Here is a 16172-nt window from a genome sequence, read left to right as displayed (position 1 = left end):
GACCATAGAGCGTTGGAACCACCTGATCCCATCCCGAACTCAGCAGTGAAACGATGCATCGCCGATGGTAGTGTGGGGTTTCCCCATGTGAGAGTAGGTCATCGTCAAGATTAAATTCCGAAACCCCTATCTGCGTATGCAGGTAGGGGTTTTGTTTTAGTAGAAGTTCAAGTTTTTGCTGGCACGTTATCGAGTAACGGGCTGGTCACAGAATTTCTTGACGACCATAGAGCGTTGGAACCACCTGATCCCATCCCGAACTCAGTAGTGAAACGATGCATCGCCGATGGTAGTGTGGGGTTTCCCCATGTGAGAGTAGGTCATCGTCAAGATTAAATTCCGAAACCCCTGTCTGCATTAGCAGACAGGGGTTTTGTCGTTTCAGATGTCTGCTTTTGATGTAGAAAGATGCAAAACAAGCGAGCAAGCACGCTCTGACGATCTCGGTGGCTCAAAAATACTCAGTTCACCGAAAATTTGTAGAGCGAGCCCACTCGCTATGGCAACAGCAGCCAGCACCAGGCAAAAAGCCTTACACAAACAACTTCAATACATTCTCCATCGCATCATCGGCAAATCCCTGGACGAAATCCTTGAAGCCGGGCAATGCCTCCGGCCCGCCGCTGGCCGGGTCGGCAATGATCGTCCAGGTCGCTCGCGACTTGCTTGCGCCCAGCGTCTCCACATTCATCGCCGCCCATAGATTGGCCACGCCCAGCGTGTTGTAGATCGTTGTCCAGGTCATGCTCAACGCCTTGTCGTCCCGGGAGTTGAGTTGCTCGACCACCAGATTGCCGTCCTTGAAAAATTTCTTGCGCAGCGAGGCAACGCCCTCTCCGGTCATTTCGATGTGTGAGAGCGAGGGAATGAAGCGGTCAAAACCGCCGAAGTTGCCCACCACTGCCCAGACTTGTGCCGCGCCGGCCGGAATCTCCACCGAGGACACAACGTGGCAGCCGTGAGGGTTTTTGATCAGGGTGTCGGGTTGCAGAGTGTTCATTTTGTTGCTCCTTCTTCAGATGAAATTGATTTCTCTCAGGTAGTCACAGCCGCGCCTGAGCAGCGCCGGAGATTTTTCCGGGTAGCGCGCGCCCATCTGCCGCACGCCGGCCTGTGCGTTGGCGTGGCCGATCAGTGAGGTGTCACCGATATCTTCCTCGAAGCCGTTGAGGTAGAAGCCGAGCACGCCGAACAGCGCGTTGTCTGCATCGACCCGGCCTAGTTGCTGCTGCCAGTCGGCCACGCTGACCAGAGAGAACTCGCTGCCGGTGTCGCGGAACGAGGCGACGTAGGCGTCCCAGCTCAGAGGCTGCGGGTTGTGCAAGTTGAACACCGCCTGCTGCGGCGAATATCGACTGGCGTGAAAGGCAATGAAGCGCGCAAGAAAATCCACCGGCATCAGGTCGAAATTCAACGCGAAGGCCGGCACTTGCCCAAGCTGAATCGAGCCTTTGAGCATCAGCATCAGACGGTTTTTATGTGGCTGGCACACGCCGCTGTGGCTGTTGAAGCTGATGTTGCCGGGGCGATACAGATTGACCCGCACGCCGCGCTCCCGGGCGCGTTCGAGGAGGCGTTCGCCGACCCATTTCGACAGGTTGTAGCCGTTGCGAATGTAGATCGGTGGTGTCGGCGCGGCGGGGAGTTCCAGCACCTGACCATCGGCGTCAACGGTGCTGGAGGCCGATAGTGTCGAGACGAAATTGAAGATTTTCTTGCAGCGCCCTTCGCACAGGCGCAGCAGCTCGAATATCGGCTCGACGTTGTCCGCTGCCAGCGACTCGTAATCGAGTACGTGATTGACGTTGGCAGCGTTGTGCACCAACGCACCGAACGTCTGATCCAGACGCTGGTAATCCGCGTCGGGCAGGCCGAGTTGCGGACGGCTGATGTCCGCCGCATAAACTCGCACACGCGTCATGTCTAAATGCTCGAGACGGTTTTCCCTCAATGCCTGGGCAAAGCGTTGCGGCGCTGTGAGGCCGCCACCTTCGCGCACAAGGCACGCAACTTCGCTGGCGCCCCAGGCCAGCAGCGCCTCGACGATGTGCACGCCAACAAAACTGTTGGCGCCGGTGACGATCACTTTGTGCACATCGCCCATGCGGTTGACCTGCAGCGGCTCGATGTCCAGCGCTCGCTCCGCGTCGGCCATCGCTTGCGCACTTAGCACGGCAATATCGTTGGCGCCGCGCACGAGAGTGGCGAGCTTGATGATCGTCGGCAGTTCGATGAAGCGGTTGATTGAAATGCTGCGGCCAAATTCCTCGCGCAATCGCAGCAGCATGCGTGACAACAGAATGGAATGACCGCCAAGATTGAAGAAGCTTTCGTCGGTGGAAATGTCGCTGGTCGGCAGCTCCAGCAACTCTGCCCAGATGTCCAGCAACAGCGACTCGTCCGCGTTAGTGGGCAAACAGATCGAATGGTTTTCCTGAACACTGACCGGTAGTGCGAGCAGGGCATTGCGATCGATCTTGCCGTTGCTGGCGAACGGCATGTCCGCCAGTTCACTCCAGGCCACGGGTTGCATGTAGTCGGGCAAAAACTCTTGCGCGTGTGCTTGCAGGGCTTCACGGGCGGCACCCGTTTGCTGCTCCTGCGGTTGAGCGAGGAACGCCAGAATCCGCCGTTGGCTATCGATCACCACCGCCACTTGCCGGTACAAACGGCTCTCGCGCAAACAGCGTTCGATCTCTTCCGGCTCGACGCGCAAGCCCCTGATCTTCACTTGATTGTCCCGGCGTCCGCACAGCTCGATGCCGTGCTCGCCCCACTTGGCCATGTCGCCGCTCCGGTATGCGCGCAGGCGCCGGCCGTCCGGCAGATCGAGGCTCAGATAACGCTCAGCGGTTTGCTGTGGATTGTTCAAATAACCCAGGCACACGCCGGGACCGATGATGAACAATTCGCCGACGTCCTGCCCGGCCACCGGTTGCAGATCATCATCGAGAATCAGCACCTGACTGTTGGCAATCGGCCCGCCGAGGCTGCGGTTGCTGTCGCCGGGCAGCAATTGCCGAGCGGTGATCAGCACCGTGGCTTCTGTGGGGCCGTAGAGGTTGTGCAGCTTGCCCTGGCGGGTGAGTTGCTCAATGACGAACGGCTCGCAGACATCGCCCCCCGTCATAACCTGCCCGACGCCTTGCAACTGCTCCAGCGGCAGAATGCTCAGGAGCGCTGGCGGCAGGAAGGCGTGAGTCAGTTGCCGGCGGCGGATCAGCGCCACCAGTTGCAGCGGGTCGCGCCGCTGATTGTCGTCCGGCACCACCAGTTCGGCGCCTTCGAGCAGGGTCGGGAAAATGTCGATCAGCGACGAATCAAAGCTCAGGGACGAGAACTGCAACACCCGACTATGAGCGTTTAGCTGCACGTAGTCGGCGTACCACGCGGTGAAGTGGGCGAGGTTGGCCTGACTGAGCAGAACGCCTTTCGGATGCCCGGTGGTGCCCGAGGTGTAAAGCGCCATGCACGGTGCGTCGAGTGCCGGGCGTTGGCGCATCAACGGTTGGGCAGGATCTGCTTCTGCCGGATTGATCACGCTGACGTCGAGCCCGGGTAGCGCTTCGCCGAATGGATGCTCGCCATCATGCAGCAACAAAGTCGCCCCGGTGTGCTGCAAAATGTATTGCCGACGCTGCAATGGATGGCTCGGCTCCAGCGGCAGATACACCGCGCCACTGCCGAGTACTGCCAGAATCGCGGCATACAGCGCAGGACTCTTCGGCAGGCAAATGCCGACCACCCACGGCTGCGGATGTTGTTCGAGCAGCGGCTGTAGCTGCCGGCGAATCGCACGGCTGTGGTCATGTAGCTGGTGATAGCTGATCGACTGGCCGCCGAGGTGCAGCGCCGGCCGTTCGGCATGGCAGATCAGGCTCTGTTCCAGCCGCTCGATCACGCTGATGTTGGCTTGCTCCAGCAACGCCGGATTTGCCGTGGCATTGAGCCTATGGACATACGCCAGGCTGTCGAGAAACAGCAGGCTTTCGACCTGTTCGAAATCGGGCGCCGAGGCCGGCACGGTGTTGCTGAAATACTCCTCGTCGCGAGAAAAGCGGCTGACCAGCAACGCCACTTCGTCCACCACTTGCGTCAGCGTTCGCTGACGCAAAGTCTGGCCGTTGCCGGAGGCTTCATCAGCGATTGGCACGCGACTCACCAGTGACTTGCCGAGCAGGCAGAGCAGATCGAGCACCGGCAACCCTCCGGTGCCGGTTGCTCCGACGCCCAGGCGCAGGGTTAAACGGGGCGTGCCGTTACCGTCGCCAAGCGCAAGGCTGGCGTCATCGATCAGCAGATCCGCCGACGGCCAGGGTTGCGAGATGTCTTCAGTAAACCGCGTCAGCACGTGACCGCTTTGCTCCAGTTCATCAGCCAGGTCGGACATGGCCTGACTGCGGCCCACGAGCACAATATTGAGACGTTTCATGTCGGGTTCCTCATCAGATCAGGTAGTCGCGCAGGGCGTGCTGGACACACGGTGTGTCGAGCAACGAGCTGCTATGGAAAAACCGCACGATGTTGCCCACCAGCGGGTGATGGCGATTGATCGGAAAGGCCAGCCCGGCCATTTCATCCTTGAGCGTTCGGCGCGTGGCTTCGCTGACGGGCAGGGCATCGATCAGGCGTAGATCGAAGGATTTCTGGATGTCGTTGGTCAGGTAATGGCCGATGAACACCGGGAGAATCCGTGCGATGGTGTCGCGATCCGCCGCGTTCGCGGTGTGCCAATAGATGCGCACCATGCGCGCCCAGAAACTCGAATGGCGGCCCTCGTCGAGCAAGTGGTCGGCCATCAGTCCCTTGATCGACGGCTTGACCGTGTCGTCCCGGGCGAACGCCGCGACATCGCCCGTCACGGTGTTCTCGGCGATCGCCACGCAAATCAATTCCACTGCGCCGCGCAGGTGCTCCGGTGCCAGCGCCACGGCGGCTGGAATCGCCCGGCTCAATTCAATTTCATCGGGCAGTACGATGGGCGCGATGCCGGTCATGGCGATGGTCTGTTGCATGAAATCCATGGCCACCAGCGCGTGGTAATCCTCGTCGACGACGACCGTCATCGCGTCGTAACGGCAGGCGAACGGGAACTCCACGGTGAAGCGATTCTTGGCGATGCTGCGTGCGGTCTTGTCGACGATTTCCGTTTCGAAAATCACCACGTCGTTGATGAATTTGTACAGCGTCTGCACCAGGGCGAAATCGCGCTGCCGAGGACATTCGCGCAGAAACGTTTCGCTGAGCACCAATGGCTGGCGGCTGAGCGGATAGATCAGGCGCTCGTCGTCCTCCAACACTCGGCGCGGGCGGGTGCGGATGGTGGCGCGGCTTTCCCAGGCGTCGGCGAAGGATTGGTAATCGGCGGCGTTCATTGGATCACCTCCACCACGCTTTCGCGCATGCTCAGGCGCAGGCCGTTCCACAGCGCAATGCGGCTTTCGACAGCGGCGAGGGCGCTGGTGTAGACCTCGGTTTGGCGCTGCGGATCGCCATCGACCAGACGCGCCAGCAATTGCTCGGCGGCCGGGCCGTGGTCTTCGGAATCGACCTCAATGTGCCGCTCCAGGTAGTAGCGAAAGGTCGGCGCCTGTTCGATTCCGATGCCCCAATCGTCGAGGATGCGCTGAAACATGGTCGGGATGACGCTCTCGCGGCCATGCAAAAACGCCGCAGCCACGCTATGACCGGGCGCATGCAGTGCGATGTGCAGCGTGTCGCGGACAAACTGCGCGGCGGCCGGATCGATGTCGATGCTTTGCAGCGCCACGTCGTAACTCACGCCTTCCTGCTGCAGAGCAACGAAGCGCTCCACCGCCAAGGTGTCCGCACCGATTTCACGCATGGCGTCCAGATACAGCTCGAAATGGCTGTAATGCCCGTGAGCGGGACGGTCATCGGACTCTTCACCGAGGACGATTTCGTTGATCAGCCGAGCGGCTCGGGGATCGCGAGGCGGTAACCACGGCAGGCGGGTACAGGTCAGTTCCTGTTGCAATCGTTTGGTCAGTGACATGAAATCCCAGACGGCAAAGACATGGCATTCCATGAATCGGCGCAACACCGACAAGGAATCGATTTCGGCAAAGATTGGATGAACGCTAAGTTCGGCTTTTTTAACGAGAAGTTGTTCTTTCGTCGGCATCATGGCGGGCCTCTGGTTTATTGAAATCAAAGTGAGTGCACAATCAACGGCTAACGGTGGCGAACATTTATCTGGGCGAGCAATAGCCCTGTTCGATCAATATAAGTTGATGGGTTGCACGAAAAGCCTGGAACTGCCAATTGGTGACGGAGCCGCCCATTGTCCGGTCATGCTGCTCTGTATCGGCGGGTCGAAAGTAAATTCTGATCCCGGCGCTAAAAAAACTAATACATCACCAAGAAAATTAACAAGTACAAATTCCAAATATTTTTAGTTGGTGATTTATTGAATATGAGTGTCCCCGATAAAACTATTGGTCTCAGTTTTATTTGGGCGTAGTTGCTCCTTCCAGCGCTATTGGCCGAAATTTAGAAAAAGAGTGAATGCCTCACTCGCAGCAACTTTCTAATAAGGAATATGAAGTTTTTTTGAGGGGATGAAATCGGCCCGGAAGCGGTGCCAAGACTTCCTTTCCCGTGGCGAAACTCCTTCCGTAGGTTTCTGGTGCGGGGACTACTCAGCGCATCCGGCGCGTCGCCCATTTGTTATCGAGTTGGATCCAAGGGTGCGCGTAAATCTGCGCCGGGGCTATCGTCGATCGTCAGCCCGCAAGGTTCGGGCTGGGCAAAACAAGGGAAGGTTAGAGCGCAAGCGGGGAGGCGCCAGAATGATTGGCGATGGCGGGCGGAGGATTTGTAAGTGGATTATTCGCCGGGCAGACGGCGGGTCACGCCCGGTTGAAGATTTAACGCAGTACCTTGCGATTCTGAGCCGCAGCGTTGTCCAGGTAACGGGTGATGACCTCGACGCCGCGATTGAGGTGATAAACGAGCAATGTCACCGACAACTCGACGTCCCGTTCAATGGCGGCTTGCAGCATGGCGCGGTGATCATCCTGAGACAGTTTGCCCAAGCCCATCGCCTTAAGGTTGAAGCGCAGGAAGCGCTCTTCTTCGTTGAGGCCATCTTCTATCAGGCGCAGCAGTCGACGGTTCGTCGCCGCGCCATAAAGGGCCATGTGGAACAGGCGATTGAGTCGACCGATCTCGCTGTAGCTATGCTCGACTTCCATCGCCTCGATATAGCCGGCGGCGCGTTGATGATCGGCAGCGGTCAGCAACGGTACTGACTGGCGCAGCGCTTCGGTCTCCAGGAGGATACGCAACTCATAGGTCTCAGCCGCATCGCCCTTAATCAGCGGCGCAACCACGGCGCCCTTGTGAGCGACCACATTCAGCAGCTCCTGGGCTTCCAGTTGGCGCAAGGCTTCGCGCACCGGCATGCGGCTGACACCGAACAGATTCGCCAGATCCTGCTGACGCAGCGCCGTGCCCGTTGGAAGGCGCCCATCGAGGATCGCCGAACGTAAGGTTTCCTCGATGACCGAGCGCGCCAGATGGGCGGGGATCGGGCCATCGACTTTGATGCTCTGGAGCGGCTTGGGCTTCTGTGTCACGACAACGCACCCTTTTTGAATGCAACATTTGGATCCAAATGAAGCTAGTGACTGCTCTACAAGTTGTCAAACCGTGTAAAGGAATAGAGGAACAAATTCAGTTTAGCGCGCACTCAATGATCTCACCGTGCCATTGTTTTTTGCTGGACTAACCTTCACCATCAGGCCCGTTCAAACCCTCTTCCAGGATGCCCGCAGTGGCGGTACGTTTCGCAATCCCCCGGACGTTGCGCTGGTTCGGCAGCGCTTTGCTGCTGGCCGGCCTCATGCTGGGCGGCTTGCACGCCGATTGGGATTTTTCCTTGATCAGCCGCAAAGCGGCGGCCCTATACGGACCTTTGGGGGCCGGGCAGCAGCGCATCGACGCCTGGCAGAACCTGTTGGCGACGCAAAAGCAGGTCAGCGAAACGGAAAAACTCAACGTCGTGAACCTGTTTTTCAACAAACAGATGCGCTACGTCGAAGACATCGACCTGTGGCACGAGACCGATTACTGGGAAACCCCGATCGAAGCCCTGTGGAAAGGCGCCGGCGATTGTGAAGACTATGCCATCGCCAAATATTTCAGCCTGCGGCATCTGGGCGTTTCCAGTGACAAGCTGCGCATCACTTACGTCAAGGCACTGCGTCAGAACCGCGCGCACATGGTGCTGACGTACTATTCCAGCCCCGATGCCATGCCGCTGGTGCTTGACAGCCTGATCGACCCGATCAAGCCAGCCTCCCAGCGTACCGATTTGCTGCCGGTCTACTCTTTCAATGCCGAAGGTCTGTACTTGCCGGGAGCCAAGGGCAACAAAAAGGTCGGAGACACCAAACGCCTGTCACGCTGGCAGGATGTGTTGAAAAAAATGCAGGCCGAAGGTTTCCCGGTCGAGACGACTAACTAGGAGCACGCGCTCAGATGTCCTTGTTCAAACAGCTGTTGATCGCTATCTGTCTGTTTCTGGTGGTCGCCTTCACCGGCAGCTTCATGGTCAGCCTGGAAAGCTCGCGCACCCAGTACGTCAATCAGTTGCGCTCCCATGCGCAAGACGCGGCTACCGCTCTTGCGCTGTCGCTGACGCCGAACATCGACGACCCGGCGATGGTCGAGCTGCTGGTCAGTTCGATCTTCGACAGCGGCTATTACGCGAGCATCCGTGTGGTCGATGTGAAGACCGACCAGACCATCGTCGAGCGCAGCGGCATCCCGGCCATCAGCAACGTGCCGGACTGGTTCGTCAACCTGATCGGCCTCGAAGCGGCGGGCGGCGATGCGCTGGTCAGCCGTGGCTGGGAGCAGGCGGCGCGAGTCGAAGTCGTCAGCCACCCGATGTTCGCCGTGGCCAAGCTCTGGCAAAGCGCCTTGGGCAGCCTTGGCTGGTTGCTGATTTGCGGCGCGGTGAGTGCATTGCTGGGCGCGCTGTTGCTGCGTCGGCAATTGAAGCCGCTGGACTACATGGTCAAGCAGTCCCACGCCATCGCCCGCCGTGAATTCCTCAGTGTGCCGGAACTGCCGCGCACGCCGGAACTGCGCCGAGTGGTGCAGGCAATGAACCAAATGGTCGAGAAGCTCAAGGCACTGTTCCAGGAGGAGGCCGAACGCAGCGAAAAACTGCGCACCGAGTCCTATCAGGACAACCTCACGGGCCTGGCCAATCGTCGCTATTTCGAAATGCAGTTGAATGCGCGGGTGAGCAACCCGGAACAGGCCAGCTCCGGTTATCTGCTGTTGCTGCGGGTCAAGGATCTGGCGGGCTTGAACCAGCGTCTGGGCGGTCAGCGTACGGATGAACTGCTCAAAGCCGTGGGCCAACAACTGACCCGCGAATGTGCCAAATACCCGGAAACCCAAAACCTCATCACCCGTATTCGTGGCGGTGAGTTCGCCGTGCTGGCGCCGGGACTGGTGCGTGAGGAAGCGCTGCAACTGGCGCAAAATCTCGACGCCGCATTGAGCAGCCTGCACGCGACCGGCGCCACCGATGTGGCTGCGGTGGCGGCCATCGGCCTGGCGCCTTTTGCCCATGGTGATTCGCCGCAAGCGGTGCTCAGCCTCGGTGATCAGGCGCTGGCGCAGGCTGAAGGGCAGGGCGATCAGAACTGGGCGTGTCTGGAACAGAGTCTGGTGGCGGACGTCGGCGACGATCACCACGCCTGGCATCGCTTGCTCGACAGGGCGCTGAACGATCAACGCTTCGAGCTGTACTTCCAACCAGTGGTAGCGGCGCAGGACACCGATCTGGTGCTGCATTACAAAGTGCTCTCGCGTCTTCTTGATGAACAGGGCCAGACCATCCCTGCCGGGCGCTTCCTGCCGTGGCTGGAGCGCTTCGGCTGGACCGCGCGGCTGGATCGGCTGATGCTGGAACGGGTACTGGCGCAGATGGCCGGGCATGAAGAATCCCTGGCGCTGAACCTGTCCTCGGCGACGCTGGCGGATCCGCAGGCATTGAACAAAGTCTTCGACATGCTGCGCGCGCATTCCAATCTCGGCTCACGCCTGACGCTGGAAATCGGTGAAGAGCAACTGCCGGAACAAGCGCTGCTGGAGCAACTGACACGACGCCTGCGCGAGCTCGGTTTCTCCTTGAGTCTGCAACGTTTCGGCGGACGCTTCAGCATGATCGGCAACCTGGCGCGGCTGGGGCTGGCGTATTTGAAGATCGATGGCAGTTACATTCGCGCAATCGATCAGGAAAGCGACAAACGCCTGTTCATCGAAGCGATCCAGCGTGCGGCGCACAGCATTGATCTGCCGCTGATTGCCGAGCGGGTTGAAACGGAGGGGGAATTGTCGGTGATCCGTGAGATGGGGCTTTACGGGGTTCAGGGGCAGCTATTGGGTGAGCCTGAGCCTTGGGCGTAATCCCAAAGGCATAAAGATCGCAGCCTGCGGCAGCGCCTACAGGGAACGTATTCCAATGTAGGCGCTGCCGCAGGCTGCGATCTTTTGCTTTCAAAGGCTGATCAGATCAACCCTTTCTCATCTTCAATAATCAACTGGCTCAACCCGCCCAACGCCACACGCGCCTGGTTACGATCCATCAACTTGGCCTGCGCCGCCGGCGGTAGATCAGTGACGCGGATCACGCCTTTGCTGGTCAGCACCTGAATAAGGTCGTCGAGTACCCGGATCATTTCCAGGTCGCTCTGCTTGAGCTGCTTCAGGCTGTTTTCGACCGCTTCGTTGGCGTACCACGCCTGGATTTCGTGGTGGTCGGCCGGCAGGGTTTCCGTGGCTTCGGCGTAGGCGGCAGCTTCCACGCGGATCAACTGGCCCTGGGCATCGCGTTGCACATAAAACATTGAGCATCCCTCAGATATGAACCAGCGTCATGCTGTCAGCAGCATAGGCCAACGGTGCGTGAGTATGCGGTGCGCCGACGAAATCGTCACCGCGTGGATGGCCTGAACGTGACGGCCGCCTTATAAAAAGCGGCCGTTTGTTCACGTATCAGCTGTTGTTGTGGTCGACTTTGATGGTCGGGTCGCTGCCGGCGATCAGGTTATGAAGGTTGGCGCTCGACCAATTGTTGCCCTCCAGTTTGATCGTCACGTCCGGCGTCGCGGCGGCGGCATCGCCCGAGTTGAACTTGCCGCCGGAGCTGACTTGCAGCGACGACACGCCATCGACCGTGGTGATCTTCAGGAAGTTGTCGATGGTGCTGCCGGTCTCGCCCTGCAACAGATCGCGCAGATCGATGCGGTCACCTTCGCTGGCCTTGAAGTCCTTGATGACGTCGTTGCCGGTGTCGCCTGATTTCCAGACGAAGGTGTCGGCACCGGAGCCGCCGATCAGGATGTCGTTGCCCTGGCCGCCGATCAGCGTGTCCTTGCCAGTGCCGCCCAGCAAGATGTCATTGCCCTTGCCGCCGTCGAGCCAGTCGCCGCCGCCCGAGCCGAACAGGATGTCATTGCCCGCGCCGCCCAACAGCGTGTCGTTGCCATCATGGGCGCCGGACACATCGAATGCACTGTAATGCTCGGTGATGTACTGGTGCACATTGCTGGTGCTGACTTTACTGACGTCGACGCCGGTTTCCTTGGCGACGAACGCCTGCATCGCCTGATAACCCTCGCCGGCAATGCCGTTGAAACTCACCAGGTCGCCGAACAGGATGTCGTTGCCGTCGCCGCCGTTGACGGTGTCGTTGCCCGGCATTGTGGCTTCGGTGTGGCCGATGATCGAGTTCGCCAGATCTTTCGGGTCAATGTTGGTTTGCGGCGTTTTGTCCGAGTCGTACGGCTTCAGGTCGTTGAGCGTCACGTCCTTGTTCAGGCCAATGGCTTCGACGTTCGACAGCTTGTCCAGCAACGCGAAGCTGCTGGTGGAGTTGTCAGTGGTGTTCGAGTTGGTGCTGTTGCCGGAGCCCGCCAGACTCGACAGTTCATAGGTCCCGTCGCCCTGGGCATGTACGGTGCCCAGCGTGCTGCTGCTCCAGCCCCACCACGAACTGTAGGTCTGCAGAACCACGGTGCCGGCGCTGTTAATGCTCAGTTTGTGCGTACTGTCGATGGTCGTATTGAAGGTATCGCCCAGCTTGTAATTGCTGGTGGTCACCACGTTGTCGAACTTCACGTTGCCGTACAGCGTCGGGTTGGTTTGCTCGCCGTTCTGGTAGTAGGTCGGCTCGCCGTCGGTGATGAAGTAAGTCAGATTCTTCGCCCCGGTATTCGCCACGGCTTCGGCGCTCTGGAACCAGTTGGCCGTGGTTTTGAACACGTCCTCGTAGTTGGTGCCGCCGCCGGATTTCATCGAGTTCAGGATATCCTGGAGCTGGCTGAGTGCCTTTGGATCGTTGAGATTCACCGACACCGACTGGTTGACCTGGGTATCGAAGTCCACCAGGAAGATATTTACCGTACCCGAGTTGCTGCCGCCCAGGCTCTGCTTGAGGGTGTTGAACACCGCCGTCAACGAGTCTTTGGCTGCACTGATCGACGAGGAACTCATGCTGCCCGAACTGTCGACCATGAACGCGATGTTGTAGTTGGTGCCCGGCACCACGGTCAGACCGCCGATGTCGGCGACGATGATGTCGTTGCCGTCGGTGCCGGTGACGGTGTCATCGGCCGAGGTGGCGGTGATCGCGTTGTAGGTCGCCGGATAAACGGTGACCGGGATGGTCGCAGTGCTCAATGCCGAACCGCCCAACGCCTCGGTGGACGTCGAGGTCACCGTCAGGTTGAACTGACCATTGTAGTAGGCTGGCGGCGTGACGGTCAGCGTGCCGAGATTCCAGCCGGTTACGTTAGCGTCGCCACCGGTGGCGGTCACGGTGAAGCTGTGGCCTGCGCCGTCGGTAAGAACCGAGCCGACCGGTGCGCCGCTGATCTTCACGCTCAGGGTTTCCGAGCCGTCGGTGTCGGTCAGCGCGGTGGTGATCGCCGACAGCTTGACGCTGGTGCCTTCGGCGCCGGTGTTGAGCTTGTAACCGTCGTAATAGCCTTCGCCATTGGTGCCGTGCAGATCCGAGACGGTGACGCCGGCGTTCGTCAGATCGGTCACGCCGGTGTACAGCGGCACGCCGGCGCTGCTCAGGTCAATCGGCGTGCTGCCGTTGACCGACAGATTGACGTCGTAGCTGCCCGGGCCGCTCTGGTTGTGGTGGTAGATGTCCAGGGTGTAGTAGCCGCTGGTGGTCGGCGTGAACGAACCGTTGAGATTACCGCCCGCGCCCCACGTGATTGCTGCCACGTTTTTGCCGCCGATGGTCACCAGCAAACTGTCATCGCCAGTGCCGCTGAAGGTGTAAGTCTTGCCCGCTTCGAGGTAGATCAGGCCAGACGTCTTCGACGCCGTGCCTGCTGCCACGCTGCCATCGGACTGCACGTTGGTGACGTTGCCTTTTGAGTTCGCGGTGCCGGCCGCATCGATCACGTTTTTCAGCGTGGTCGAGCTTGCGCCGCTGCCATCGGTGCCCAGGCCCGACAGGCCCGTCCAGATTTCCTTGATCAGCCCGGTGGACGTCACGTTGTTGCCCGCCACAGACAGGCTCGGTGCATCCGCCACGGGCGTGATGTCGATTTTGATCGTGCCGGTGCTGCCCAGTGCCTGGCCATCGGTTGGCTGGAATTGCAGCTGAGCGTAATCAGCCTTCTGGTCACCCATGCCGGCGGGATTACCGTTCGCGCCCGACTCGTTGGCATCCGGCAGGAAGCGTAACTTGCCGGCGTCGATAGCGGCCTTGCTGAAGGTCTGGTTGGTGGCGACGTCTTTCCAGGTCGAACCGTCCAGGTATTGCAGTTTGCCTTCGCCCGGCAACTGAGTGATCTTCACGCCCAAATTGCTCGCCGGACTGTCGACGTCGCTGACGCCGAAGGTCGACCAGCCGAGAATCAGCGGCGTGTCTTCTGTGCCGGTAACGTTCGCTGGCGCGGAGGTTGGCGCATCGTTGACCGCCACCACGTTGACCGTGGTGGTCGCGGTGTTGGAGTAGTTGGCGCCATCGGTAACCTTCACGGTGATGATCCGCGGCACGGTGCTCGGGTCTTCACTGTTGTTGGTGAAGGAGATGTTCTTTATCGCCTGCATGTAATCCGCGAGCGTCGCGTTGCCCGATAGGGTCAGCGTCACCGTGCCATTGGTGCTGTTGGCATTGATGGTGATGCCGTTGACGCTGTTGCCCAGATTCAGCGCATCGCCGTCCTGACGGTTGGTCAGCACCACGGTGGCGCCGGTCAGCATCGTGCTGTCTGGATCGGTGATTTTCAGGTCGGTGTCGGCAATCGACACGCCCGCGCCCGGGGTGTTTTCGGTGAAGGTCACCTTGTAGTCGGCACCGGTGGTGCCGCTGGAATTGTTCGCGTCGAGATCGATGACCGGCGGTGCATCGTTGTCGATGATCGACGTGCTGACGCTGCCGTTGGAGGTGCTGATCGCCAGGTTTTCGAAATTACCGCCCGTGGCCGAGTCGATCTTGACCACGAAGTTTTCGGTGCCTTCGGTGATCTTGTCATCGATGGTCGCGACGTTGAAATTCGCCGTGCTGGCGCCTGCCGGAATCTTCACGGTGTACACACCGGTGAAGTCCGAACCGTCGGCGGCGGTGCCGCTGTAGACGATTTTCAGGGTCACTTCAGTCTGCGCGGGGTTTGTCAGGCTGACGGTGTAAGTCGCGGTCTGGCCTTCGGTCACCGAGTTGCTGCCGGAGATGCTGACCGTGGTGGTGTTGACGGTGTCAGTAACGTTGGTCACGGCTGGCGTTTTGCTGGTCACCAGGTTTTCGAAGCTGCCACCGTTGGCGGCGGTGATGGTGGCCTGAACGGTGCCGGCGTCTTTGTAGACATCGTCGGCCGGAGCAGGAACGCTCACGATGCCGGTGGTTTTGCCGGCTTCGATGGTGATTACCGCGCCGTTGCTCAACGTCACGGTCACTGGCGTCCCGGCCGGATTGGTCAGGGTCGCGGTGTAGATGATCGAGCCGCCTTCGGCCACGGAGTCAGTCGCGCTCAGCGACAGATTGGTGGTGTCGACAACGTCAGTGACGGTGGTCGACACCGGTGTCTTATCGGCGACGAGATTCTCGTAATTACCGCCGCTCACATCAGTGATTGCGTTGGTCAGTGGGGTGTGACCGTTCAGCGCATCGTTCGGCGCGGTGGTGCTGACGGTGCCGGTGGTTTGGCCGACGGCGATGGTGATGGTCTGGCCGTTGGCCAACGTCACGGTGACAGGCGAACCCGTGACAGCGGCGCCAACAGTGGCGGTGTACGTGACAGTGCCACCTTCAGCCGCCGACTCGGTCGCCGTCAGTTTTACGGTGGTCGTGTCGAGGGTGTCGGTGACGGTGGTGACGGCCGGAGCAGTGCTTGGCACCAGATTTTCGAAGTTGCCACCCGTGGCAGTCGCAATGGTTGCTTCGACTTTGCCGGCGTCTTTGTAGACGTCGTCGGCAGGCGCCGCAACGGTTACGGTGCCGGTGGTTTTGCCGGCCTCGATAGTGATCACGGCGCCATTCGACAAGGTCACGGTGACTGGCGTGCCCGCAGGATTGGTCAACGTCGCTGTGTAAACAATCGAGCCACCCTCGGCGACCGATTGCGTGGCGCCCAGCGTCAGGTTGGTGGTGTCGACGGTGTCGGTGACGGTGGTCGAAACGGGTGACTTGTCGGCAACCAGATTTTCGTAATTACCGCCGCTCACATCAGTGATTGCGTTGGTCAGTGGAGTGTGACCGTTCAGCGCGTCGTTCGGCGCGGTGGTGCTGACGGTGCCGGTGGTTTGGCCGACGGCGATGGTGATGGACTGGCCGTTGGCCAACGTCACTACAACCGGCGAGCCGGTCACGGCTGCGCCGACGGTAGCGGTGTAGGTAACGGTGCCACCTTCAGCCGCCGACTCGGTCGCGGTCAGTTTTACGGTGGTCGTGTCGAGGGTGTCGGTGACGGTGGTGACGGCCGGAGCAGTGCTTGGCACCAGATTTTCGAAGTTGCCACCCGTGGCAGTCGCAATGGTGGCTTCGACTTTGCCGGCGTCTTTGTAGACGTCGTCGGCCGGTGCTGCAACGGTTACGGTGCCGGTGGTTTTGCCGGCTTCGATGTTGATCACGGCGCCGTTGCTCAACGTCACGGTCACTGGCGTGC

At 59.9% G+C, this 16172-nt stretch carries 8 protein-coding genes, 2 rRNA genes and 1 pseudogene; 4 read left to right on the top strand and 7 right to left on the bottom strand.

All coding sequences use genetic code 11. The annotated features are described in order from the left end of the window. Positions 1–110, top strand: a 5S ribosomal RNA gene (gene rrf / locus GIW69_RS25295); the annotation flags it as partial. Positions 111–216: 106 nt separating this feature from the next. Continuing rightward, positions 217–332 (top strand): 5S ribosomal RNA (gene rrf, locus GIW69_RS25290). A gap of 200 nt (positions 333–532) precedes the next feature. Here rrf (GIW69_RS25290) and GIW69_RS25285 read toward each other — a convergent pair. The 5 genes from GIW69_RS25285 to GIW69_RS25265 all read right to left on the bottom strand — a co-directional run bounded on the left by GIW69_RS25285 (position 533) and on the right by GIW69_RS25265 (position 7601). Continuing rightward, positions 533–1000, bottom strand: a complete 468-nt coding sequence (locus tag GIW69_RS25285; protein WP_236485502.1) for an SRPBCC family protein — start codon at positions 998–1000, stop codon at positions 533–535. 15 nt (positions 1001–1015) lie between these two features. Next, positions 1016–4432: a non-ribosomal peptide synthetase gene (locus tag GIW69_RS25280; RefSeq protein WP_236485501.1), complete on the bottom strand. Its 3417-nt coding sequence runs from the start codon at positions 4430–4432 to the stop codon at positions 1016–1018. A gap of 13 nt (positions 4433–4445) precedes the next feature. Beyond that, complete coding sequence (locus tag GIW69_RS25275) at positions 4446–5375, bottom strand: diiron oxygenase (RefSeq protein ID WP_236485500.1); 930 nt, start codon at positions 5373–5375, stop codon at positions 4446–4448. Beyond that, positions 5372–6148 (bottom strand): DUF3050 domain-containing protein, encoded by a 777-nt coding sequence (locus GIW69_RS25270; RefSeq protein ID WP_236485499.1) that lies wholly within the window; start codon positions 6146–6148, stop codon positions 5372–5374. Before GIW69_RS25270 ends, GIW69_RS25275 begins: the two co-directional genes overlap by 4 nt. Positions 6149–6890: 742 nt before the next feature. After that, entirely contained in the window at positions 6891–7601 is a 711-nt protein-coding gene (locus GIW69_RS25265; RefSeq protein WP_236485498.1) for a GntR family transcriptional regulator, read from the bottom strand. 197 nt (positions 7602–7798) lie between these two features. On the opposite strand from GIW69_RS25265, the gene lapG reads away from it, so the two are divergent. After that, positions 7799–8491: a cysteine protease LapG gene (lapG, locus tag GIW69_RS25260; protein WP_236485497.1), complete on the top strand. Its 693-nt coding sequence runs from the start codon at positions 7799–7801 to the stop codon at positions 8489–8491. Positions 8492–8505: 14 nt separating this feature from the next. After that, entirely contained in the window at positions 8506–10452 is a 1947-nt protein-coding gene (gene lapD / locus GIW69_RS25255; protein ID WP_236485496.1) for a cyclic di-GMP receptor LapD, read from the top strand. A 101-nt stretch (positions 10453–10553) separates the two neighbouring features. Here lapD and GIW69_RS25250 read toward each other — a convergent pair whose 3' ends face one another. Then, positions 10554–10892, bottom strand: coding sequence for a tryptophan synthase subunit beta (locus GIW69_RS25250; protein ID WP_236485495.1), 339 nt, complete (start codon positions 10890–10892; stop codon positions 10554–10556). A 148-nt stretch (positions 10893–11040) separates the two neighbouring features. Beyond that, a pseudogene (locus GIW69_RS25245) lies at positions 11041–16172 on the bottom strand (LapA family giant adhesin); the annotation flags it as partial.

This window comes from Pseudomonas syringae (assembly GCF_021605415.1).
Classification (GTDB): Bacteria; Pseudomonadota; Gammaproteobacteria; order Pseudomonadales; family Pseudomonadaceae; genus Aquipseudomonas; species Aquipseudomonas syringae_S.
Note: the sequence above shows the minus strand (reverse complement) of the source record. Positions and strands in the feature narration are given on the sequence as shown.

What these genes read in the sequence shown, in the direction of transcription:
- GIW69_RS25280 (WP_236485501.1), bottom strand. Translation starts at nt 4,432, where the DNA reads ATGAAACGTCTCAATATTGTGCTCGTGGGCCGCAGTCAGGCCATGTCC.
- GIW69_RS25270 (WP_236485499.1), bottom strand. Translation starts at nt 6,148, where the DNA reads ATGATGCCGACGAAAGAACAACTTCTCGTTAAAAAAGCCGAACTTAGC.
- GIW69_RS25250 (WP_236485495.1), bottom strand. Translation starts at nt 10,892, where the DNA reads ATGTTTTATGTGCAACGCGATGCCCAGGGCCAGTTGATCCGCGTGGAA.
- GIW69_RS25275 (WP_236485500.1), bottom strand. Translation starts at nt 5,375, where the DNA reads ATGAACGCCGCCGATTACCAATCCTTCGCCGACGCCTGGGAAAGCCGC.
- lapD (WP_236485496.1), top strand. Translation starts at nt 8,506, where the DNA reads ATGTCCTTGTTCAAACAGCTGTTGATCGCTATCTGTCTGTTTCTGGTG.
- GIW69_RS25285 (WP_236485502.1), bottom strand. Translation starts at nt 1,000, where the DNA reads ATGAACACTCTGCAACCCGACACCCTGATCAAAAACCCTCACGGCTGC.